Annotated in this window: 20 protein-coding genes and 1 tRNA gene; 12 read left to right on the forward strand and 9 right to left on the reverse strand. The window is 66.6% G+C overall.

Annotated features, from left to right (window positions below):
• Positions 1-65: 65 nt before the first annotated feature.
• The 3 genes from upp to LQV39_RS07340 all read left to right on the forward strand — a co-directional run bounded on the left by upp (position 66) and on the right by LQV39_RS07340 (position 1,596).
• Positions 66-716 (forward strand): uracil phosphoribosyltransferase, encoded by a 651-nt coding sequence (gene upp / locus LQV39_RS07330; protein WP_230022558.1) that lies wholly within the window; start codon positions 66-68, stop codon positions 714-716.
• Positions 717-1,097 (forward strand): Hpt domain-containing protein, encoded by a 381-nt coding sequence (locus tag LQV39_RS07335; protein ID WP_230022561.1) that lies wholly within the window; start codon positions 717-719, stop codon positions 1,095-1,097.
• Between the two features lie 295 nt (positions 1,098-1,392).
• Positions 1,393-1,596 (forward strand): cold-shock protein, encoded by a 204-nt coding sequence (locus LQV39_RS07340; RefSeq protein WP_036166698.1) that lies wholly within the window; start codon positions 1,393-1,395, stop codon positions 1,594-1,596.
• Between the two features lie 94 nt (positions 1,597-1,690).
• On the opposite strand, the gene LQV39_RS07345 is transcribed toward LQV39_RS07340, so the two are convergent.
• A complete protein-coding gene (locus LQV39_RS07345) occupies positions 1,691-2,605 on the reverse strand; it encodes a LysR family transcriptional regulator (protein ID WP_230022564.1) in 915 nt (304 codons plus the stop codon).
• 171 nt (positions 2,606-2,776) lie between these two features.
• Here LQV39_RS07345 and aceB point away from each other — a divergent pair, with 171 nt between their 5' ends.
• Positions 2,777-4,366 (forward strand): malate synthase A, encoded by a 1,590-nt coding sequence (aceB, locus tag LQV39_RS07350; RefSeq protein WP_230022566.1) that lies wholly within the window; start codon positions 2,777-2,779, stop codon positions 4,364-4,366.
• Between the two features lie 112 nt (positions 4,367-4,478).
• Here the strand turns inward: aceB and gloB are convergent, their stop codons facing one another.
• The gene (gene gloB / locus LQV39_RS07355; protein WP_230022569.1) at positions 4,479-5,285 is read right to left on the reverse strand and encodes a hydroxyacylglutathione hydrolase; all 807 of its coding nucleotides are present in this window, start codon (positions 5,283-5,285) and stop codon (positions 4,479-4,481) included.
• Between the two features lie 33 nt (positions 5,286-5,318).
• Here gloB and LQV39_RS07360 point away from each other — a divergent pair, with 33 nt between their 5' ends.
• From LQV39_RS07360 to LQV39_RS07380, 5 genes are all read left to right on the forward strand, one after another.
• Entirely contained in the window at positions 5,319-6,104 is a 786-nt protein-coding gene (locus LQV39_RS07360) for a class I SAM-dependent methyltransferase (RefSeq protein WP_230022571.1), read from the forward strand.
• An 8-nt stretch (positions 6,105-6,112) separates the two neighbouring features.
• A complete protein-coding gene (gene rnhA, locus LQV39_RS07365; protein ID WP_230022573.1) occupies positions 6,113-6,553 on the forward strand; it encodes a ribonuclease HI in 441 nt (146 codons plus the stop codon).
• Positions 6,554-6,569: 16 nt separating this feature from the next.
• Positions 6,570-7,277 (forward strand): DNA polymerase III subunit epsilon, encoded by a 708-nt coding sequence (gene dnaQ / locus LQV39_RS07370; RefSeq protein ID WP_230022576.1) that lies wholly within the window; start codon positions 6,570-6,572, stop codon positions 7,275-7,277.
• 83 nt (positions 7,278-7,360) lie between these two features.
• A tRNA-Val gene (locus LQV39_RS07375) sits at positions 7,361-7,435 on the forward strand.
• Positions 7,436-7,566: 131 nt separating this feature from the next.
• A complete protein-coding gene (locus tag LQV39_RS07380; RefSeq protein WP_230022578.1) occupies positions 7,567-8,628 on the forward strand; it encodes a hypothetical protein in 1,062 nt (353 codons plus the stop codon).
• Here LQV39_RS07380 and sbcB read toward each other — a convergent pair.
• Complete coding sequence (sbcB, locus tag LQV39_RS07385; protein WP_230022580.1) at positions 8,609-10,195, reverse strand: exodeoxyribonuclease I; 1,587 nt, start codon at positions 10,193-10,195, stop codon at positions 8,609-8,611. The genes LQV39_RS07380 and sbcB overlap by 20 nt on opposite strands.
• Before the next feature lie 154 nt (positions 10,196-10,349).
• Here sbcB and LQV39_RS07390 point away from each other — a divergent pair, with 154 nt between their 5' ends.
• Together LQV39_RS07390 and LQV39_RS07395 are read left to right on the forward strand one after the other, a co-directional pair.
• Entirely contained in the window at positions 10,350-11,516 is a 1,167-nt protein-coding gene (locus LQV39_RS07390; protein ID WP_230022583.1) for an acyltransferase, read from the forward strand.
• A 64-nt stretch (positions 11,517-11,580) separates the two neighbouring features.
• Positions 11,581-12,606 carry an MBL fold metallo-hydrolase gene (locus LQV39_RS07395; RefSeq protein WP_230022585.1) on the forward strand — a complete coding sequence of 342 codons (1,026 nt, stop codon included), beginning with the start codon at positions 11,581-11,583 and terminating at the stop codon, positions 12,604-12,606.
• A 31-nt stretch (positions 12,607-12,637) separates the two neighbouring features.
• Here the strand turns inward: LQV39_RS07395 and LQV39_RS07400 are convergent, their stop codons facing one another.
• The 6 genes from LQV39_RS07400 to LQV39_RS07425 all read right to left on the reverse strand — a co-directional run bounded on the left by LQV39_RS07400 (position 12,638) and on the right by LQV39_RS07425 (position 21,307).
• The gene (locus LQV39_RS07400; protein ID WP_230022588.1) at positions 12,638-14,866 is read right to left on the reverse strand and encodes a hypothetical protein; all 2,229 of its coding nucleotides are present in this window, start codon (positions 14,864-14,866) and stop codon (positions 12,638-12,640) included.
• Positions 14,867-15,001: 135 nt separating this feature from the next.
• Positions 15,002-16,864, reverse strand: coding sequence for an AI-2E family transporter (locus tag LQV39_RS07405; RefSeq protein WP_230022592.1), 1,863 nt, complete (start codon positions 16,862-16,864; stop codon positions 15,002-15,004).
• An 84-nt stretch (positions 16,865-16,948) separates the two neighbouring features.
• A complete protein-coding gene (locus LQV39_RS07410) occupies positions 16,949-17,551 on the reverse strand; it encodes a cyclopropane-fatty-acyl-phospholipid synthase family protein (RefSeq protein WP_230022595.1) in 603 nt (200 codons plus the stop codon).
• Positions 17,548-18,957 carry an APC family permease gene (locus LQV39_RS07415; RefSeq protein ID WP_230022598.1) on the reverse strand — a complete coding sequence of 470 codons (1,410 nt, stop codon included), beginning with the start codon at positions 18,955-18,957 and terminating at the stop codon, positions 17,548-17,550. The genes LQV39_RS07410 and LQV39_RS07415 overlap by 4 nt, the downstream gene beginning before the upstream one ends.
• A gap of 77 nt (positions 18,958-19,034) precedes the next feature.
• Positions 19,035-20,543 carry an FAD-dependent oxidoreductase gene (locus LQV39_RS07420; RefSeq protein WP_230022612.1) on the reverse strand — a complete coding sequence of 503 codons (1,509 nt, stop codon included), beginning with the start codon at positions 20,541-20,543 and terminating at the stop codon, positions 19,035-19,037.
• Positions 20,544-20,680: 137 nt separating this feature from the next.
• Positions 20,681-21,307, reverse strand: coding sequence for a LysE family translocator (locus tag LQV39_RS07425; protein WP_230022618.1), 627 nt, complete (start codon positions 21,305-21,307; stop codon positions 20,681-20,683).
• Between the two features lie 127 nt (positions 21,308-21,434).
• On the opposite strand from LQV39_RS07425, the gene LQV39_RS07430 reads away from it, so the two are divergent.
• Positions 21,435-22,232, forward strand: coding sequence for a metallophosphoesterase (locus LQV39_RS07430; RefSeq protein ID WP_230022621.1), 798 nt, complete (start codon positions 21,435-21,437; stop codon positions 22,230-22,232).
• Positions 22,233-22,404 lie beyond the last annotated feature (172 nt).

Consider the following 22,404-nt stretch of genomic DNA (forward strand, 5'->3'; position numbering starts at 1 on the left):
GGCCCGCGGCTGGGATAATGCTGGTCTGATCGCCAACACTGGCCGCATTTACATAGAGTACCTACATGAAACAAGATCCGCGTTTTCCCAGCCTGTACATCCTGAATCACCCCCTCATCCAGCACAAGCTGTCGCACATGCGCGACCGCGGCACCTCGACCCGCACCTTCCGCGAGCTGCTGAGGGAGATCACGCTGCTGATGGGCTACGAAATCACGCGCGACCTGCCGCTGACCACGCGCGAAATCGAAACTCCGCTGATGACCATCGACGCGCCCATCATCGCGGGCAAGAAGCTGGCCATCGTGCCGATCCTGCGCGCCGGCATCGGCATGAGCGACGGCCTGCTGGAACTGGTGCCGTCGGCGCGCGTCGGCCACATCGGCGTGTTCCGCGACCCGGAAACCCACCAGCCGGTCGAATACCTGGTGCGCCTGCCGGACACCACCGAGCGTACCTTCATCCTCTGCGATCCGATGGTCGCGACGGGCAATTCGGCGGTCTACGCCGTTGACGTGCTGAAGAAGCGCGGCGTGCCGGACGAGCAGATCATCTTCCTGGCCCTGGTGGCCGCGCCGGAAGGCGTCGAGGTGTTCCACAAGGCGCACCCGAACGTCAAGCTCTACGTGGCCTCGCTGGACAGCCACCTGAACGATCACGCCTACATCATCCCCGGCCTGGGCGATGCCGGCGACCGCATCTTCGGTACCAAATAAATGCAGACCGGGAGCGCGGCCGACGCGGAGTTCTTCGAACGGCTGGCGGAGCTGAACGACAGGTTCGCGGCGTCGCTTCCGCAGACCCTCGGGCGCGTGTCGGCTGCACGCAACGCTTTCGACACTGTGCGGCCGCAACCTGAACTGATGCAGGAGCTGCATGCGGTGCTGCACACGCTGGCGGGGTCCTCGGCGACTTTCGGTTTCCGCATCCTCGGCCACCAGGCGCGGAATATCGAGCAGCGCCTGCGGGTCCTGATGACCTTCGACGCCGTCGCCCCGGAAGAGTGGGAGGCCTGGCTGGCCGAGCTGGACGTGTTCGTGGCCTGGGCCTTGCGCGACCCGAAGGATGCCTATCCCAATGACGAGTCCGTCATCTAGACCTTCGACAAGAACATTGTCTTGAAGTCGTTTGATGTATGACAAACTTGCTAACTTTCGATAATCTATATTCTGCATACCGCCGACGCAAAATAAGGGCTCGTAAAAGTTGGTTTTAGGAATGTTACGAGCTGCAGATTTATTTTACGAAAACCGTGTATCTTTTGGTTTATTCGGTATAATGTGGGATCGTTGGATTCGCGGTTGCAGTGCAGTTAGTCTGTCATTTGTTTCTTGCTTCTTCAAACGATCGTAAACGGGCGCAAGCCCACTTCAACTGAAATAGGAAATAGTAATGGCAACTGGCATCGTTAAATGGTTCAATGACTCCAAGGGCTTCGGCTTCATCACCCCGGACGAAGGCGGCGAAGATCTGTTCGCTCACTTCTCGGCGATCCAATCCCAAGGCTTCAAGTCGCTGCAAGAGAATCAGCGTGTTTCGTTCGACGTGACCTCGGGTCCGAAGGGCAAGCAAGCATCGAACATCCAGCCGCTGTAATCGTCACGATTACTCGCTGAATGTCGCAAAAAATCCTCGGCATGTCCGGGGATTTTTTTTGCCTGTCGTATTTCTTTTTGATCGGCAATTTTCTTTAATTGCCAAGGTTGTTCCGCCAGTAATCGGGTTGCGAATAGGCATGGCGCAGAAAATCGACGAAACTGCGGATTCGCAGTGGCAAGTGCCGGCGTTGTGCGAATACCGCGTAAATGTCGTTGCCCGGCGCCGCATATTGCTCCAGCACCGGGACCAGGCGGCCGGCCGCGATTTCCGGTCCCACTTCCCACATCGAGCGCCAGGCCAGGCCGCGTCCGGCCAGCGCCCAGTCATGCAGTACGGCGCCGTCGTTGCAGACCATGTTCCCGCCCACCTTCAGGGTCACGATCTTCCCGCCGTCGTGGAAGGTCCAGCCGCGCTGGCTGCCTTCGCTGCTGATCGGCAGGCAGTTGTGGCGCGCCAGGTCGTCGAGGGTCTGCGGCGTGCCGTGGCGCTTCAGGTAGGCCGGTGCGCCCACCACCACGCGGTGGTTGTCCGCCAGCTTCACACCGATCAGATTCGAGTCCGACAGGCTGGCGATGCGGATCGCCACGTCCACGCCTTCGCCGATGACGTCGACCACGCGGTCGTTCAGGTTCAGGTTGAGCGTGACGTCGCGATGTTCAAGCAAGAAGGACGGCACCAGCGGCGCCACGTGCTGGCGCCCGAAGCCGGCCGGGGCAGATACCAGTAGATGCCCGGTGGCGCGCGCGCTGCGCTCGGAGACGGCCGACTCCGCCTCTTCCAGCTCGGCCAGGATGCGCTGGCAATCCTCGAGGAAGGCGGCGCCCTCGTCGGTGAGGACCAGCTTGCGCGTGGTTCGCTGCAGCAGCTTGACGCCAAGGCGGCTCTCCAGAGCATCGAGGCGGCGCCCGATCATGGCCGGCGCGATGCCCTCGGCACGGGCCGCGGCGGACAGGCTGCCGCGGGCGACGACCTCGACGAAAGTGGAAATCTGGCGAAAATGGCCCATGCGCGGCGTGTACTCCTGTTTTGATCCTCAGCTGTGACAAAAACGCATAGATGAATGTATTTTTTGTCTCGTTTAATGACGCTTGAGTGAATATACTTGACGAGATAGCAAACGCCAAGACCGCTGTTGCGCTTGGCAGCGCCGAGTTTTCATACTAAAGAGGAGTACGTCATGACCATCGCCACCCCGTCCGGAATGGAAATCCGCGCCGAGATCAAGCCCGGCTACGAACAGATCCTGACGCCCGAGGCGCTCGCCCTCGTCGCCAAGCTCAGCCGCGAATTCGAGCCGCGCCGCCAGCAACTACTGGCCGCCCGCGTCGAGCGCGCCAGGAAGCTGGATGCCGGCGAGCGTCCGGACTTCCTGCCCGAGACCGCCCACATCCGCAACGGCGACTGGAAAATCGCTCCGATTCCGCAAGCGCTGGAATGCCGCCGCGTGGAAATCACCGGCCCGGTCGAGCGCAAGATGGTGATCAACGCCCTGAATTCCGGCGCGGACAGCTACATGACCGATTTCGAGGATTCGAACACCCCGAACTGGGACAACCAGATCACCGGCCAGCTGAACATGCGCGACGCCGTGCGCAAGACGATCTCGCTCGAGCAGAACGGCAAGCAGTACAAGCTGAACGACAAGGTCGCGACCCTGGTCGTGCGCCCGCGCGGCTGGCACCTGGACGAGAAGCACGTGCTGGTGGACGGCAAGCGCGTTTCCGGCGGCATCTTCGACTTCGCCCTGTTCATGTTCCACAACGCCAGGGAACAGCTGGCGCGCGGCGCCGGTCCGTACTTCTACCTGCCGAAGATGGAATCGCACCTGGAAGCGCGCCTGTGGAACGACATCTTCGTGATGACGCAGAACGAACTGGGCTTGCCGCAGGGGACGATCAAGGCCACGGTGCTGATCGAGACCATCCTGGCCGCCTTCGAGATGGACGAGATCCTGTACGAACTGCGCGAGCACAGCGCCGGCCTGAACGCGGGCCGCTGGGATTACATCTTCTCCTGCATCAAGAAGTTCAAGCTCGATAAAGACTTCTGCCTGGCCGACCGCCCGAAGGTGACGATGACGGCGCCCTTCATGCGCGCCTACGCGCTGCTGCTGCTGAAGACTTGCCACAAGCGCGGTGCGCCGGCGATCGGCGGCATGTCGGCCCTCATCCCGATCAAGAACGATCCGGAGAAGAACGCCACCGCAATGGCCGGCGTCATCGGCGACAAGTCGCGTGACGCCAACGACGGCTACGACGGCGGCTGGGTCGCCCACCCGGGCCTGGTCGAGCCGGCCATGACCGAATTCAGGAAGGTGCTGGGCGAGCGCCCGAACCAGTTCGACAAGCAGCGGCCGGACGTCGAGGTGACCGCGGCCCAGCTGCTGGACTTCAAGCCGGAAGCGCCGATCACCGAAGCCGGCCTGCGCTACAACATCAACGTCGGCATCCACTACCTGGGCGCCTGGCTGGCCGGCAACGGCTGCGTGCCCATCCACAACCTGATGGAAGACGCGGCGACCGCCGAGATCAGCCGTTCGCAGGTGTGGCAGTGGATCCGCTCGCCGAAGGGCGTGCTGGACGATGGCCGCAAGGTCACGGCGGAGATGGTGCGCGAGATGATCCCGCAAGAACTGGCCAAGGTGAAGGAAGTGGCGCCGAACGGCGACAATCCGACTTATGTGCGGGCGGCGGAGATTTTCGAGAAGATGTCGACTTCGGAGGAATTTGCGGAGTTCCTGACCTTGCCGCTGTACGAAGAAATCTGAGTGTTTTGGTGGGCACGTGGTGCCCACCCTACGATATTTTCGTCACGCGTAGGGTGGAGTGATTGATGCCGGGGGCATCAATCACGTGCCCATGCACAGTTTCGCCAATCGCTTAAAACACGTTTTTCCACTCCCGCAAGGCCGCAAACGCCTCCACCTTTGACGCCCCGCGCTCCAGCCTCCCCGCCGCCACCAGGCTGTCCATGATCCCCGGCTCACTGGCCCGCAGGAAGGGATTGGTCGCCTTCTCAATGGCGATGTTCGAAGGAATGGTCGGCAAATTTGTTCCGCGCGCCTTGCTGTCCGCCTCGAGACGCATCTGCAGCGCCCGGTTGCCGGGCTCGACCGCTTCGGCAAAGCGCAGGTTGGACAGCGTATATTCGTGGGCGCAATAGACCAGGGTATCGTCGGGCAGGGCTGCCAGCTTGCCCAGGGAGGCCGCCATTTGCGCGGGCGTGCCCTCGAACAGGCGGCCGCAGCCGGCGCCGAACAGGGTGTCGCCGCAGAACAGCCAGTGCTCGCCCGGCGTCTCCCGCACGTAAGCGATATGCCCCAGCGTATGGCCGGGCACGTCCAGAACCGACATTTCCAGCGCCAGGCCCGGCACCTTTACCCGGTCACCTTCGCCCAGCGGGTGGGTGACCGCGGCAATCTTGTCGTTACGCGGACCAAATACCGGAACGTTATACTCGCTGAGCAATTGAGGCACGCCACCGATATGGTCAGCGTGGTGATGGGTGAGTAGAATGGCGGTGAGGGTCAATCCATTCGCCCGTAAGGCATCGAGGATGGGCTGCCCGTCGCCCGGGTCGACCGCCGCCGCTTGGATGCCGTCGTGGATGAGCCAGAGATAATTGTCCTTGAAGGCGGGCACGGTGAGAACGCTCAGGGTGTTGGGGCTGCTTGGCGAATTCGTCATGGGCTGAAAGATGCGTAAGCAAGAAGGGGTGGCATGGATAGCGCGGTATCCGAAAAATCCATTATAGCGCTCGACCGATGGCTGCAATCCCCGGCCGGCGCCTACGTGCGCGCCTGGGAACAGGCCTGCCTGGACGAGCTGACGGCCGATATCTTCGGCTTCAACGCCGTGCAGATCGGCGTGCCGCAGATCGATGCGCTGGCCGCCAACCGCATGCCGAACAAGTGGCAGGCCGCAACCCGCACCTCGACCGCCAACGAACTGTCGATCGCCGCGGGCGGCAAGCAGATCGCGGTGGCGCTCGACTTTGCCGAGCTGCCCTTCGCATCCCAGAGCCTGGACCTGGTGGTGCTGCCGCACGTGCTGGAATTCGCCGCCGAGCCGCACCAGGTGCTGCGCGAGGTCGAGCGTGTGCTGATCCCCGAGGGGCAATTGATCATCTGCGGCTTCAATCCGGCCAGCATGTGGGGCGTGCGCCAGGGCATGGGACGCATCACCAGCAGCGCCTACCTGCCGACCGCAGGCGAGTTCATTTCTTTGCCCCGGTTGAAAGACTGGTTAAAATTGTTGAATCTCGGCGCCACCCGCAGCCACTTCGGCTGCTATGCGCCGCCTTTCCGCACCACCCAGTGGCTGAACCGCTTCGCCTTCGTCGAAGGGGCAGGGCAGCGCTGGTGGCCTTACCTGGGCGCCGTCTACATCGTGCATGCGATCAAGCGCGTCAAGGGCATGAACATCATCGGACCGGCCTGGAACAAGAAGCCGGGCAAGGCGCCGAAGGCGGTGCCGGCAACCAACCGCAACGAACGCAACAAGTAGAAGAGAGCATGACGACCAAAGTAGAGATTTTTACCGACGGGGCCTGCAAGGGGAATCCGGGCACCGGCGGCTGGGGCGCGCTGCTCGTGGCCGGCGAGCACGAAAAGGAAATCTTCGGCGGGGAGCCGAACACCACCAACAACCGCATGGAGCTGCGTGCCGTGATCGAGGCGCTGACCGTGCTGAACCGTCCCTGCCATGTGGTGCTGCACACCGACAGCCAGTACGTGCAGAAGGGCATTTCCGAATGGATCCACGGCTGGAAGGCGCGCGGCTGGAAGACCTCGACCAAGGAGCCGGTCAAGAACGAGGACTTGTGGAAGGCCCTCGACGCCGCGCAGCAGCAGCACGCGGTCGAATGGCGCTGGGTGCGCGGCCACAACGGCCATCCGGGCAACGAGCGCGCCGACGGTCTGGCCAACATGGGCGCGGCCTCGGTCAAGCGTTGAACTGGTAGAATATTGCATGCGCCAAATCGTCCTCGACACCGAAACCACCGGCCTCAACCCACGCACGGGTGACCGCGTCATCGAAATCGGCTGCGTTGAAATCTTCAACCGCAAGCTGACCGGCAATAACTTCCACCGCTACATCAATCCCGAGCGCGACTCGGACGAAGCGGCGCTGGCGGTGCACGGCCTGACCACCGAATTCCTGAGCGACAAACCGAAATTCCACGAGATTGCCCAGGAACTGCGCGAGTTCGTGCAGGATGCGGAAGTCATCATCCATAACGCGCCCTTCGACTTGGGCTTCCTGAACCACGAGTTCGAGCGCCTGGGCCTGCCGCCTTTCGTCAGCCACTGCAGCAACGTGATCGACACCCTGGTACATGCGAAGGAACTGCACCCGGGCAAGCGCAACTCGCTGGACGCGCTGTGCGACCGCTACGGCATCTCGAACGCCCACCGCAAGCTGCACGGCGCGCTGCTGGACTCGGAGCTGCTGGCCGACGTCTACCTGGCAATGACGCGCGGACAGAACATGCTGTCGATGGATGTCGAGATCGAAGCGGCCGGCGGCGGTGCGCTGCTGGAAGCCGTGCCCTTGGGCGAGATCATCGTCGTTTCGGCAGCCGCCGACGAGCTGGCCGAGCACGATGCCGTGCTGGCCGCCCTCGACAAAGGCGTGAAAGGGGAATGTGTTTGGAGAAAATATTCTCCTCAGGGGTGACAAAACGCAAAACTCCCCCTATAATGCTCGTCATTGCAGCGACGCAATCGCAGCAAAAGCAGCAAGTAGAGTAGTAATAAGCAGGGAGGTTAGCTCAGGGGTAGAGCACTGCATTCACACTGCAGGGGTCGCAAGTTCGAAACTTGCACTTCCCACCAGGATTCATCGAAAAAGCCAGCAGATTTGCTGGCTTTTTTGTTTTTGCGCTCGCCGGTTGCGGCCCGGACTCTGCGTGTATGTGGGTGCGCTAACGTTGGACCGCCGGACGATCCGGTATCGTTCGAGCATCATGAAACCGAAAGCGCATCGGACGCAGGTCGCCGACTCCCAGCTCGAACTGCCGCTCGGCCGGTCCGGCGGGGCGCATGACCTGGCCTATTACATCGGCATCTGCAAGATCTATGCGGCCTACCACAAGCACTGGCCGACGCTGGACGCGAGCCGCGAGGAATTCCGCGCGGCGCGGGTGAAGGATGTCGATGGCCAGCGCATCCAGCGCGAGCTGCGCTATCCGGCGCCGGAACTCGAGGCCGATCCCGAATACCAGGCCCTGCGCGAGCGCTGCCTGCTGGACGGCATGCGCGAGGGCGTGAGCCTGGAAGCGCTGGATCCGCGCTATCGCACCGTCCTGTCCGAGAGCGGTATCGCCGGCCTGTTCGCGTCCATCGCGCTGCCGGTGAGGGCGGGACCGGATGCGGTGCGCTATGCGACCGGCCTGCCGGCGCATGCCCTTGAAGAGCTGACACTGCGTGTCGGGCAGGGCATCGCCATGCGCGCGCTCGCGGACGCCGGCGTCGATCCGCAGGACCCGCGTGTGCTCGCGCGCAGTTTCTCGGTGCGGGTACATGCCAACGACGAGCTGAAAAGCGTCATCGACCGCATCGGCATCCACCGTCCCTCGCTCGACGCGCGCCTGGCTGACCATTACCTGCTGGACGCCGGTGAGGATGGCCGCCTCACCGTCCGCTACCAGCTGCTGGCCGGCGGGCGCTACGCCGGCCGCTTCGAGGTCGGACAGCTGTGCGCGAAGCTCGCATCGGTCTACGCGCTCGACCCCGAACTGGCGCAGCTGCGCGGCGCCGAGGCCCTTGAGATGCCGGCCGTACCCGCCATCCCGGCCGCACCTGCCCCCGGCAGTATCGGGGAGCTGCGCGAGCAGCTGGCCATGCTTCGGGCGGACGGCCAGAGCCTGGTGCTGCCGATCCAGGCCCTGAGCCGCTCTGCCGACATCCGGCACCTGCTGGAGGAGGCTGGCGGCGATTACCGCGCGGCCGCACAGCGCTTCGACTTCGAGGCGGACATCGATCCCGCAGCCGTGGTCGCGCAACTGCTCAGGAACGGCGCGCTTTAGCCCGGCGCTTGCCCGGCGTGACGTCGGCGCCGCCAAAAAGGTCGGGCTGGACCGGCGCCGGCGCCGGTACGGGTGTCTGCACCGGCTCGGGCTCGGGCGGCGGCACGGTCCCGAAAGGATCGATCACCGCGGCCACGCCGTTCGTGTAGGCCAGCACATCGTCGAGCACCTGCTGCCTGGCCGGGTCGGCCGGCGTGCCTGGCGCTGCGAGCGTTTGCCGGCAGCGGGACACTGCCTCGCGCACCATGGCTACCGTGCGGCTGCCCCCGGCGCCTTCGATCAGCTTGCGGAAGCGATGTTCCTCCCACTTGTCTTCCTCGCGCTGCGTGAGGGTGCCCGGATAGTGGCGGGCCTTGTAGCGCAGGAACAGCTCGTCGAGCCTCGGATCGAGGAAGCCCGGCTTGAGTCCCGCAAAGGTGGCAGGGTCCATGCTCCGCAACTGGTCGAGCAGGCGCCGGTCGGCATTGCCGACGAAGCCGGCGTAGAGCGCTTCCTCGACGTCGGATTCGGCCGGCTCGCGGGCAAACACGACCTGCAGCAGCCGCGCGAGGTCGACGGTCTCCATGACGCCCCGCATGACCGGTACATTGGCCAGCGCCGCGCCAAGGTCGATCTCCAGTTCGGCGGCCCGTTCACGCGACAGTACGCCAGGGTTTTTGAAAACCACAGGCGATTTGTTCGCGGCGATGCAGCGGATCGGCATCGGCTCGAAATCGTCGGGCCGTTCCTCCGGCCTGGTGAAGAGCCGCCTGCGCATGGTTTCGGCATCGATGTCCAGCAGCTGGCGCGGATCCTTGGCCAGGTCCCAGGCGATGACTTCGTTGCGGTTGGTCGGGTGCGGGGCCAGCGGCATCATGATGCGGATGCCTGCCGCCTTCGCGCTGCCGCGGCCCACGTGGATAAAGGGGCTGTGCGAGGCCACGTCCATTTCCTGCAGCGCGAGGTTCTTGTCCAGCATCGAGAAGCAGTGCGCAAAGAGCTGGGGCTGGCGCTCGCGGATGCGCCGCGCCAAAGCCACCGTGGCCAGCACGTCGGACATGGCGTCGTGCGCCGTATCGTGGGGCAAGCCGTTCGCCGCACTGATGCGCTCCAGCGCGAACGAGACCTTGCCCCTTTCATCGCCTGGCCACTCCAGGGTTTCGGGGCGCAGCGTATAGGTGGCGCGCACGAGGCCGAGCAGATCCCAGCGCCCGCAGCCATCCTTCCATTCGCGGGCATACGGATCGATGAGGTTACGCCAGAACATGAAGCGTGTGACTTCCTCGTCGAAGGCGATCGAGTTGTAGCCGAAGGCAATCGTCCCCGGCGCAGCGAGCTCGCGATGGACCGCGTGGACAAACTGCAGCTCCGGCAATCCCAGCGCCTGGCAGCGCTGGGGCGTGATCCCGGTGACCAGGCAGGCCTGCGGATCGGGCAGGTGATCGGGCGCCGGCTGGCAATACAGCGTGGCCGGCCTGCCGATGACGTTCAGGTCCATGTCCAGGCGCAGGCACGCGAACTGGACGGGGCGGTCGCGGACCGGGTCCAGGCCGGTGGTCTCATAGTCGTAGGCCAGCAGACTGTTCATGGTGGCTTGGCAGGGCGAGGCACGCCGTCTCGATGATCTTGTCCGAAGAATAACGGTAACGGCGGCTGCGCGGCGCACATGAGCCCATCGATCGGGAACTAATCGGCAGGGCACGCTGCCTATGCTTTATGCATAGTCTGCAGGAGAGCTTGCGATGCCCAAAGTCAGCTTGCTGCACGAGTCCAGGCTACAGAGCGATCACTACGCTTCGACGATCATGTGGCTGCTGCGCGGCCTGGCCGGACTGGCGGTCGCGGCGGGGCATCTGCGGGCGCGGGTCTATCCCGGCTTCGGCAGCGTGGCGGAGCCGACCCCGGCCTTCCAGGTGTTCGCTTTCCTGACCGGCTTCGCCCACCTGGCGATCGTCGTGTTCTTCGTCCTCAGCGGCTGGCTGGCCGGCGGCGGCATGCTGGACCGCTACGGCCACCCGGGCGCGCTGCGGGAGTATGCGATCGAGCGCCTGACGCGGCTATGGATCGTGCTGATACCGGCTTTTGCCGCGATGCTGCTGTTCGCAGCGTACGCCGGCTGGGTCGATGCATCCTCGGCCGATTTTGGCGGCAGCGGCGAGTATTCCGCGGGCGCCTTCATCGGCAACCTGCTGGGCCTGCAGACCCTGGCCGTGCCCCGGTTTGGCGGCGACTACCCCTTGTGGACCCTGGCCAACGGGACCTGGTATTACCTGCTGTTCCCGCTGCTGCTGACGGTGTTCCGGGCGCGTGCAGTGCCGGCCCGCGTCGGCGCGGTGCTGGCGGTACTTGCCATCGCCCAGGTTCTGAACGAGGTCATGCTGCTGTACTTCCTGGTCTGGCTGCTCGGGGCGGCGTTCTCGCGCGTGCCGATGGACGCGGGCCCGCTGGCGCGCAGGCTGTTCCTGATGCTCTTCCTGGCGCTGGCGGTCTATTACCGTATGGCCGGCGGCAACAACCACATGAGCACCGGCACCATCGTCCAGGACCTCGCCTTCGGCACGTCGCTCGCCCTGTTCCTGTGCAGCATGCGCTACCGTCCCGCCAGGCCGTCGCCCATGCGCGAGCGCGCCGTGGCCGCCGGGCGCTTCTTCGCCGGCTTTTCCTTCACGCTCTACGTGATCCACGTGCCGCTGATCGACGCGATGCTGTATTTTTTCGGACTGCATCGTTTGTCGCCGGCGCAGCCTTTGCACTACCTGGTCTTCGCGGCGATGCTTGCCGGGATCGTGGCGCTGGCCTGGCTGTTTCATCTACCCTTCGAGGCGAACACGTATCGCCTGCGTGAATGGGTGAAAGGACGCCTGGCGGCGGACGGGGCGAGCCCCGTGCGCCGGACTGAGCCCTTGTAATTCTTTCTTGGCAGCCTTATATGCAGAGCGTGTTCGATTTCCATTCATCACGCTCGCCACCGCCATGACCCAGTCCAGCTTCGCCTCGCCCCTGCCAGCCTTCCCGCAATCGCCGCAGTTCCGCGATGCGAAGTTCCGCAACCCCGTCCCCATGCGCAAGCACAGCTTCGGGGAGACAGCGCGCCTGTGGTGGGCCTTCATGTTCAACAAGCCGGCCGGCACCGTGCCGCGCCAGCCGGTGCCGGTGCGTGTGCTCACGCGCGAAGCCCTGCTGGCGGCGCCGGACAACACCTTGTACCGGCTCGGCCATTCGACCATGCTGTTCAAGCTGGACGGCGAGTTCTACCTGACCGACCCGGTGTTTTCCGAACGCGCCTCGCCGGTGCAATGGGCCGGGCCGGCGCGCTTCCACCGGCCGCCGATCGGCATCGAGGACCTGCCGCCGATCAAGGCCGTGATCCTCTCGCACGACCACTACGACCACCTGGACCGTGCCGCCGTGCTGGCGCTGGCGCCGAAGACGGTGCTGTTCCTGACGCCGCTGGGCGTGGGCAACCGCCTGCTCGACTGGGGCATCGCCGCGGACAAGGTGCGCCAGTTCGACTGGTGGCAGGGGACGGAGGTGGACGGCGTGCGCTTCGTGGCGACGCCGGCCCAGCATTTTTCGGGCCGCAGCCTGAACGACGGCAATGCCACGCTGTGGGCATCGTGGGTGATCCTGCACCGCGAGCTGCGCCTGTTCTTCAGCGGCGACACCGGCTACTTTTCAGGCTTCAAGGAAATCGGCGCCAAGTACGGCCCCTTCGACCTCGCCTTGCTGGAGACCGGCGCCTACGACCAGCGCTGGCCGGACGTGCACATGCAGCCGGAACAGACCCTGCAGGCCTTCCTCGACCTGAAAGGAAAATGGCTGCTGCCCGTGCATAACGGTACCTTCGACCTCGGCCTGCACCGCTGGCAGGACCCGTTCGAACGGATCGCGGCGCTGGCGCAAGCGGAGGGCGTGGCGCTGGCGACGCCGGAAATGGGCGAGGCAATCGACCTGCTGCAGCCGCATACCGGGCGCGCCTGGTGGCGGGACCTGGCGTAGGCGCGCAGCTGAAGTCCGACAGGCGCCTGCGTCACCGCGGCGCCGCCTGGCCCGGTCCGAGCACCATGCGCCGGATTCGCTGCCAGTTGACCAGGAAGGCGTCCACCTCCGCGGCTTCGCTTTCGCGCCGCTGCAGCATGCCGGCCATGGCGCGCGTGGTGCCGCCGTTCAGGAACCAGCTCAGCGGCGGCTGCCTTCCCTCGGCGGTCCAGGGGTAGCGCAGCTCGATCACGCGGCCGGCGTTGCAGCCGCCCAGCAGGCGCGTGGTCTCCTCTTCGGCCGCCTGGGCGCGGGCGTTGCGGGTCTGGTAGAGGGCGAAGAAGGGCAGCGACAGCTCCGGTACCGGCGGCACGTACTTGTCGCCGGGGCGCAGGCGCGGCTGCCAGGGCAGGTGGATGCCGACCGTCAGCGGCGCGCGCGCCGGGCCGGCCACGGCATCGATCATCTGCGCGCGCGTCGGGCAGATCCACTGCGACTGCGAGGCCGGCTCGTTCTCGATCACCAGCACAACGATCTGCTCCGGCTTGACCACGCCGAGTTTCAGGATCTCGGCGATCATCGCATTGAGGGTGGCCGCGCCCGAGTTCTCGAAGTAGCCGCCGTCGACCAGGTAATCCCAGGGCTTGCCGTCCACGGTCGTGACCAGCGCGGCCGGGCTGATGTAGGGGAAGCGGGCGCTGTTATGGACCGCCTGCGCCAGGGTGATGCGGCTGGTGTCCAGCGGCGGGTCGCCGGGGCCGCCGGCGAACAGGTCGTAGGCTTGCGGCGGCAGGAAGGCCAGATTGGCCTGCACCACGCGCCGGCCCTCGCTGGCGGAGGTGGCGTTGAACAGCAGGCGCGGCAGGCCGGTTGCCTCGGGCCCCAGCGCCAGCAAGGGCCGCGCGAACCAGTCGGCGGCCTTCGAAGACCCGAAGCGCTGCGCCCAGCCGCGCCGCCAGGCGCCTTCCAGCGCCAGCGAGCGGTCGCAGCTGGGGCAGGGGAAGGGCGAGAAGCGCGCCAGCAGGTCCGGGTAGAGCAGGTAGCCGACCAGCGGCGCCAGGTAATCCTGGCCGAGGAAGGCGCCGACCTGCGCTGAAGTCGCCGCATAGTCCGGGCTGTCCACCGCCAGCGAGCCGGCGAAGGCGGCCAGGCCCAGGCTCCCGCCCGAGACGCCGCTCATCGCATAGATGTTCGGGGCGAAGCGCCGGCCCTGGCTGCGCGCCTGGCGTTCGAGTTCCAGCAGCAGGGTGCCGGCCCAGAACGCCGCCCTCGATGCGCCGCCGGCCGCCGCCACCAGGTAGACCGGCTCATCCCCATGCGCGCCGCGCGCCGCCTGCCAGGCGCGAAAATCCTCGGCGAGAAGCGGGCGCCGCACCGCCAGCGGCGGCCCCGCGTTGCGGGCCACGAAATGGTTTTCGTTCGAGATCGAGGCCAGCAGGGCCGCGAACAGCGGCAGCAGGGCCAGCGAGGGCCAGCCTGCATTCTTCGGCAGGTAGACCAGCACGATGCTGCCGAACACGGTCCAGGAACCGAAGGCGAATAGCAGCAGGGCAGGCGCGCCAAGCGCCCGGCTTGCCGCTTCCTGGCCGAACCAGACCGCCGCCAGCACCATCCCCGACACCGCGAACATCAGCAGCACCGCGGCGATGCTCACGCGCGACGTGCGGCGCGAGCGCGCCCAGGCCTGGGGCGCCACCGCCTGCTTCCCCAGCCAGCGATTGACCAGCCTGCGCCGCAGCACCGCCAGCAGCAGGAAGGCGCCGGTGTAGAGGGCCGGGGCCAGCCAGGCCCCGGGCGGGGCGCCGGGTAGCGCGAACCAGACCGTGATCGGCACGCAGGACAGCAGCCCCAGCGCGCGCGGCAGCCAGGTGTTGGTGGCGGCGGCGAAGCCGTGGTGGGCGCACATGCCGACGTTGTCGACCGCGAAGCGCCGGGCCAGCAGCAGGCGCGCGCAGTACCAGGCGGTCAGCGACCAGTAGCCCAGGGCCGCGATAAAGATCCAGTAGCTGGCATTGGCCCACAGGCTTTCCCTGGTCTCGGCAAAGTTGCGGAAGGCGCCCAGGGCTTCGCGCGCCTGGGGCACGCCGAGCAGGATGGCGTTGCCGGCGGCCACCGTCAGCACCGGGTAGAAGTTCAGCAGCAGGGTGCGGCGCAGGAAAGTGAACCGGGTGACCTGGCTGGTGTGCGACGGTTTACGTTGTGGGGGAGAGGAACGCGGAGGCTCCTCGGGTGGCCGCCCGTCCGCGGTTCCGCGCTCGTCGATCCCGGTTGGCTCCGGCATGCCCCGCTCCTTTCTCGCCCGTCCATCCGATCATAAAGGCAAGCCTGCCGCGGCGGAGCACGCCGCATGCAGTCTCTTGGGCGCGGATCAAGACACCGCAGCGTAAATGCTGTCAGGCGGAAATGCGGCGCCCGACTACTGGCGCGGCGCGTGCTCCGGCGCGACGAAGGCGAGCGCCTCTTCGAAGGAGCGCAGCACCATGTCGACCTGCTTCTCCACCAGCGAGGCGCTCGGCACCGGATCGATCAGCGGCAGCCGGATCGTCACCAGCATCGCTTCCGGCAGGCCGGCGCGCAGGTTGGCGACCGCGGTCAGCCACTGGTCCAGCATGGCCTCGGTCGGATAGTTGATGAAGACGGTCGAGACCAGGTCGGCCTTGTCCGGGCCCGGGTTTTCGCTGTCGCCGATGATCGAGAAGCTGCGCGCGTCGACCTGGTCCTCGCGCAGCGCGCGCACCAGCAGTTCGCTGAGCATGTCGTCGCGCATCGTGGCCAGGCCCACGCACAGCACCACCGAATGGGCCGGCACGTCGAGCGCGCCCTGCCAGCGGCCCAGGCGCGCCTCGCGCATCTGGCGCAGGTGGGCGCCGATGTTCGCATCGAGCAGGGACATGTTGCGGCGGCGGCTCTTCGGCGGCCCGCCCGATTCGGGCGTGAGGGTGGCGGCGACGTCGGCGATGGCGGTGCGGATCCGGTCTTCCTGCGGCTTTTCCATCTTGCCCGAGCGGGTGTCGTTGGCGGCCAGCACGATGCCCGGCAGCAGGATGTGGTCGCAATAGCGGGCGAAGCTGGAGCGTTCCAGGAAGTCCTGGGCGTCGTGGATGATGGCGGCGATGTCGCCGGCCAGGATGCGCTGGTAGAAGCGCTGGGCGCCCGACACGGCCGGGGCGTCGCCCAGCAGGATGGTGACGGGTTCCAGCGTGCGCACGTGGCGGCCGGCGACCACCAGGCACAGGGTCAGCGGGGTCGACAACAGCAGCCCGACCGGGCCCCACATCGCGCCCCAGAACAGGGCCGAGATGATCACCGCCAGCGGCGACAGCCCGGAACTGTGGCCGTACACCTTGGGTTCGACGATGTTGGCCACCAGCAGTTCGAGGGCAATAAATAAAACCATGCAGGACAGGGCCAGGGTCCAGCCCGGATCGATGGCGGCGACGAACATGGCGATCACGGCGCCGGCCGCCATGATGCCCAGGTAGGGCACGAAGCGCAGCAGCCCGCTCAGCGCGCCCCACAGGGCGGCGTGCGGCACGTCGGCCGCCCACAGCACCACGCCGATCAGGAGGCCGAAGGTCACGTTGACGACAAATTGCGAGAAGAAGAAGCGCGATACGCCCTGGGCAGCGTCGGCCAGGGCCTGGATTGTGCGGCTGACCTCGGTCTGCCCGCCCAGCCTGATCAAACGGTCGCGCAGGGATTCGTGCTCCAGCGACATGAATATCAGGAGCACCAGCACCAGGCCGGCCTCGCCGATCGGGCCCCAGGCCAGCGAGAACAGCCGGGTCAGGGCGCCGGTGGTGGTCAGGCGCGGGGCACGGATCTCGACCGGAATCGGCTGGGTCGGGCTGATGGTGATCGTGGTCATGCCGCGCCTGCCGGTGGCGGTGGTGCCGCTGCTCGGGGCCACCGCGCTCAGCTCGGCCTCGATGCGCTCGAAGGGACGCTCGGCGAGTTCGCGCACGGCCGCGACCTTGGTGCGCATCGCCGCGCGGTACTTCGGCAGGTCGCGCGTCACCGCGACCAGCTGGAAGGCCAGCACGATGCCGACGCCGACCAGGCAGGTGGTGGCCAGCAGCACCGACAGCATGGTGGCCGGCATCTGGGCCAGCCCGGCGCGGCGCATGCTGCGGATCAGAGGGGCGATGACCAGGCTCAGGATGGAGGCGAGGGCGATCGGCTCGAGGACATCGCGACCGAAATACAGGAGTCCCAGCCCGCAGGTCACGGTGACCAGCGAGCCGGCATTCAGGTGCTTGAACAGGGAAAGATCGCGCATTCGCGTGCTGCGGGCGGAATAGCAAGCTATCCCGTGGAAACGTAAAACCAGCAATGTAGCGCAAAAACGTGAATACGATCAATTTTATGCCGATTTCTTTCCGTTCGAGGTCTTTTGAGTAGGCCCAATGGTCCACAGGTAGATGGTTCGTCCGTTGACGTCGACCGTGCGCTCGGGCGGCCACTCGGGCCCCATGTCGAAGGCGTGCGAGACCACCCGCGATCCCGGCTTGAGCTGGAACCACAGGCGCGGCCGCAGCTTGACGTTGACGTCGGGCAGCAGGTAGAGACTGACCACCGAGGCCGGCGAGAGGTCGGTCTCGAACAGGTCGGCGACCTTGAAGCTGACCCGCTTCTCGACCCCGGCCTTTTTGGCGTTGGCCTCGGCTTCGACGATGCGCTCCGGATTCAGGTCGATGCCCACCCCGTGCGCGCCGAAGCGCCTGGCGGCCGTGACCACGATGCGGCCGTCGCCGCAGCCGAGGTCGTACAGGGTGTCGTTCTTGCCGACCCTGGCCAGGTCCAGCATGCGGTCGACCACCTCCTGGGGCGTCGGCACGAAAGGGACGTCCAGCCGGGGCGGCTCGGGCGCGTCCTGGGCCCAGGCCAGGCGCGGCGGCAGCAGGCCCAGTCCGGCGCCGGCAGCGGCCGACAGCAGCAGGGTGCGGCGGCGTGCTTGCGAATTCATCGTCGTGTCTCCTCGTCGTTGGCAGGGTCGTGGAAGGCTTCGTCCTGGTGCAGCAGGGCCAGCAGGAAGACGCCGGCAGCCAGCACCGCCACGCCTATCCAGGCGGCGTTCAGGCCGCCCAGGGTCTGGCTGCTCACATAGCTCAGGCTGGACCACAGCATGTAGGCGCAGCTGGCGCAGAACAGCAGGGGCAGCAGGGGGAATAGCGGCACGCGGTAGGGCCGCGCATGGCCGGGTTCGCGCCGTCGCAGCACGAACAGGGAGATGCCGCTCAGCAGGAAGAACAGCCAGAACACGGGCGCCGTGAATTCGACCATGGCGCGGAAGCCCCCGCCCAGCGCCGCGCCGAGGCCGACCAGCAGCAGGGCCGCGCCGCATTGCAGCAGCATGGCCAGGGTCGGCGTGGCGCGCTGCCCATCCCAGCGCGCGAGCCAGGCCAGCGGCCGCCAGTCGCGTCCCATCGCATAGCCGGTGCGGGCGCCGACGATCATGGTGGCGTTGATCGAGGTGAGCGCCGACACCGCCACCAGCAGGGCGATCAGCTGCTCGCCGCCGCGTCCGAAGGCGCGCAGCATCAGTTCGGCGGCGGGCGCCTGCGAGGAGGCCAGCGCGTGCATGCCGAGGCCGTGCCAGTAGCCCCAGGTGACCAGCAGGTAGAGGCCGGTGACGATCAGCACCGCCAGCACCAGCGAGCGGACCATGTTGACGGCGCCGTCGCGCACTTCGGCGCTGAGATAGGCGGCCTCGTTCCAGCCGCCGTAGGTGAGCAGGACGAAGACCATCGCCAGCCCGAAGGAACCGTGGACAGGCGCCGCCGCCGCGGCCGGGATGGCGGCGCCGGCCGGTAGCCGCAAAGCGGCCAGCGCCACCAGCAGCAGGCCGCCGACTTCCGCGACCGTCAGCCAGGTCTGGGCGGCGCTGCCCGCGCGCAGACCGTGCAGGTTGAGCAGGCCCAGCGCCAGCACGGCGGCGCCGGCGTACAGGGCGCCGCTGGCGGCCGGCGCCAGGCCCGGCAGCGGCGCCACCTGGGCCAGGTAGTCGCCGAAGACGAAGGCCAGCAGGGCGATGGAGCCGGTGGTGATCACGGCATAGCGGGCCCAGCCGAAAAGGAAGGCGACCGTGCGGCCGTAGGCGCGGTGCAGGAAGTGGTAATCGCCGCCCGCGTGGGCGTAGGCGGTGCTCAGCTCGGCATAGCACAGGGCCCCGGCCAAGGACACCGCGCCGCCCAGCACCCAGGCAAGGAACATGGCGCCGGCGCTGGCGCTCATGCCGGCCACCAGAGCGGGCGCCTTGAAGATGCCGGCGCCCACCACGATGCCGACGATCAGCGTGACAGCTTCGCGCAGCCCGAGCAGCGGGCGCGGCTGGGCATGGGTCTCATGGTCGGAGGTGGACGGGGTCGGCATGTCCAGTAGGACGAGCCGGCCGCCGTCAAGTTCCTCCGCAGGCGCCGCGTGTGAGCCGGATCAAGTCCGGCGCGGGTTCAGCTGCCTTGCTCGACTGCCGCCACCTGCAGCGGCGCCAGGGCCGGGCCCTCCAGTACCCGTCCGTCCGGGGCGAAGCGGCTGCCATGGCAATCGCAGTCCCAGCTGGTCTCGGCGCCGTTCCACTTGATCTCGCAACCCATGTGCGAGCATTTGCCCGCCACTGCCTGCAGCGCGCCGTCCTTGTCGCGGTAGACCGCCACCGGCTGGCCGCCGACATCGATCTTGCGGCTCTGGCAGGGCGGCAGATCGTCCAGGGCCCTGACTTCGTCGGCGCCCAGCATCACCGCCGGGTCCGGGCTGGCCGGGCCGCTGCGTTCCTTCCCGAAGCCGTCCGGGCGCTTGCCTTGCGCCAGGCGGTCGACCGCATACAGGTCGCGCCAGGGCGTGCCGCGCCCGAGGATCTCGTCGGCCAGCATCATCCCCGCCAGGGTGCCGTAGGTCAGGCCGTCGCCCGAGAAGCCGGTGGCGATATAGGTATTCTTTGCGTCGACGTTGCGGCCGATGCAGGGCAGCTTGTCCCTGGCGCGGTAGCGCTGGGCCGACCAGCGGTATTCGACCGGGCCGATCGGCCAGTGGTCGCGGGCGAAGCCTTCCAGGTTCTGGAAGCGCTCCTCGCCGACTTCCTTGTCGCCCAGCTTGTGGGCGCTGCCGATCACGGCCAGCCAGGTCCGGCCGTGCGCCGTATAAGTGCGCACCGAATGGCGCTCCTGGCCGATGCACCAGTAGACGCCCGGCTCGGGAAAGCTGTCGTGCAGCGGCGCGGCGATGCCGTATTCGCGCACCACCTCCAGCTGCGACTGCACCAGGTGGATGCCGACCGGCGTGTGGGTGGCGACGATGATGTGCTGGCATTGCACCCTGGCGTGTTCGGTGTGGACCACGGCCGGATCGTCGTCGATGGCGGTGACGCGGGTGTTCTCGAAGATCAGGCAGTCCTCGCCGCCGATGCGCTGGGCCAGCTGGCGCACGTATTCGAGCGGCTGGAACTGGGCCTGTTCCTCGACCCGCAGCGTCTTCAGGGCGTCGAGCGGCAGGGGGGCGTCGTCGCGCAGGTCGGTGTGCAGGCGCGCGCGCATCGCGGCCAGCGCTTCCTTCTCGACTTCGCCGACGTGGGCGGCGTCGAGGGCCAGCAGGTTCCAGGGCACGCGCTGGAAGGCGCAATCCAGGTTCAGGCGGCCGACCGTGGCCTCGATCAGGTCGATGGCGGCCGCGCGCGATTCGACCACGCGGCGCATGGTTTCGAGACCGTGCTGCTCCTCGAGCGTGTGCAGGCCGAGGTCGACGGTCGCGTACAGGTTGCCGGTGGAATTGCCGGTGCTGGCGTCGCCGGCCTTGTGGGCGTCGAGCACGGCGACGCGCTTGCCGGCCTGGACCAGCAGCATGGCGGCGGTGAGGCCCGTGATGCCGGCGCCGACGATGGCGACGTCGACCTGCAGGTCGGTTTGCAGGGTCGGCAGGCAGGCCGTCCTGGCCGCCGTGCCTTTCCAGAGAGATGAGGTATCCATGGGAGTGCCTTTCATACGGTGTCGGATAGATGCATGGCAGCCGGCGCTCGACGCTGGCCGCGTTCGCTCCGATCATCCCAAGATCCGTCCTGCCGCGGCGCAGCGTTGACGGAGGATAACTGCGACCTGAATCCGGATCAGCGCGCCACGATCAGGCGCAGGCCGAGCGCGATGAAAATCGTGCCGGCGATCCGGTCCAGCCACATGCCGGCGCGCGGGCGGCGCGAGAGCCAGCCGCCCACCGCGCCGGAAAAATAGCCCAGCAGGCCGAACAGCACGGCCGCCTGCGCCGTGAACGCCAGGCCGAGCAGGGCGATCTGCAGGTTGGCGTCGCCGCGCTGGGCGGCCACGAACTGCGGCAGGAAAGACAGGAAGAACAGCACCACCTTGGGATTGATGGCGTTCGCGAACACGCCGCGGAAGAACAGGGTGCGCGCCGATTCGACCACATCTTCGGCGCGGCTGGCCGAGGCGCCGCCGCGGCTGCGGATGGCGTTGAAGCCCATCCACGCCAGGTACAATCCGCCGCAAATCTTCAGCGCCGTGAAGGCCAGCGGCGAGGCGGCAATCAGCGCGCTCACCCCGAGCGCCGCCAGCAGCGTGTGGCTCAGGCAGCCCAGCGCGCAGCCCAGACCGAAAGCCATGCCGCGCAGCCGGCCCTTGGCCATGCCGATACCCAACACCATCATGTTGTCGGGACCCGGCGACAGGGTCAGCAGGATGGCGGCGGCCAGGAAGGCGAGCAATTGTTCCGGTGTCAGCATGGAAGAGGGCGGTGGTTCGAAAGCTGCCGATGGTGCCCTAGAGTGGCAATTTATGCAAGCTGCTGTATAGTCACGCCGTATGAAACCTGGAAAGCAGCAGCGGCCATTTCGCAATCTCACCGAGCGGATGTTGAACTTCCTGCTGATGAAGGGATGGGTCGCGAACCTCAGCTGGCGCCTGGGCGGGCATGGCAGGCTGGAAGTCGCCCGCCACGAGGTGCAACTGGATCCGGAGCGGCGCCTGCCGCGGGCGCTGGTCATCGCCTTCGCTTCGGATTTCCATGCCGGGCCGACCACCGATCCGGCCATCTTCGATGCGCTGCTTGAAAAATTGCAGCGCGAGCGCCCCGACGTGCTGTTGCTGGGCGGCGATTACATCTCCTTCGACGCCGCGAATATCGGCTATCTGCGCAGCTTCCTCGAGCAGGCCAGGGCGCCGCTCGGTGTTTACGCGGTGCTGGGCAACCACGACGTCTGGAACGGCCGCGAAGAAATTGAAGCTGCCCTGGCGGCGGCCGGCGTCGAGCTGCTGGTGAACCGCAACGTCGCGCTGCCGGCGCCCTTCGGCGAGGTCAGCATCTGCGGCATCGACGACCCCTGGACCGGCAAGCCCGCCCCCGAGGCCACCTTCGCCGGCGCGGGCCCGGTGCGCATCTACCTGATGCATTCGCCGGACGGCCTGTGGCGGCTTGGCGATCAGCGCTTCGACCTCGGCCTGGCCGGCCATACCCACGGCGGGCAAATTGTGCTCGGCAACGGCAAGCCGCTCAAGCATCCCAGCGGACCCTACTCGCGTCAATACTGGCACGGCCGCTTCGCGATTCCCGGGAACGGCCCGCTGTTCGTCGGCCGCGGCATCGGCTGCGCGGGCATTCCGCTGCGTCTGCGCGCCGATCCCGAGCTCCTGATCTGCACTTTGCGGTAATTCCCTTCCCGGTTTGACCGTTTTATAGGCAACGGCGTACTCTGATGATTGATTTTTGAGTATTTCCTTTGATTCCAGATAACAGAATGGAGATAATGACATGCCGCAAGAATCATGCAGGCCGGCCCATGCCCCGCAGAGGAGACATGCAAACTATAAAAGGCATGGGTTC

This window comes from Massilia sp. Bi118, from assembly GCF_918697865.1.
Classification (GTDB): Bacteria; Pseudomonadota; Gammaproteobacteria; order Burkholderiales; family Burkholderiaceae_D; genus Telluria.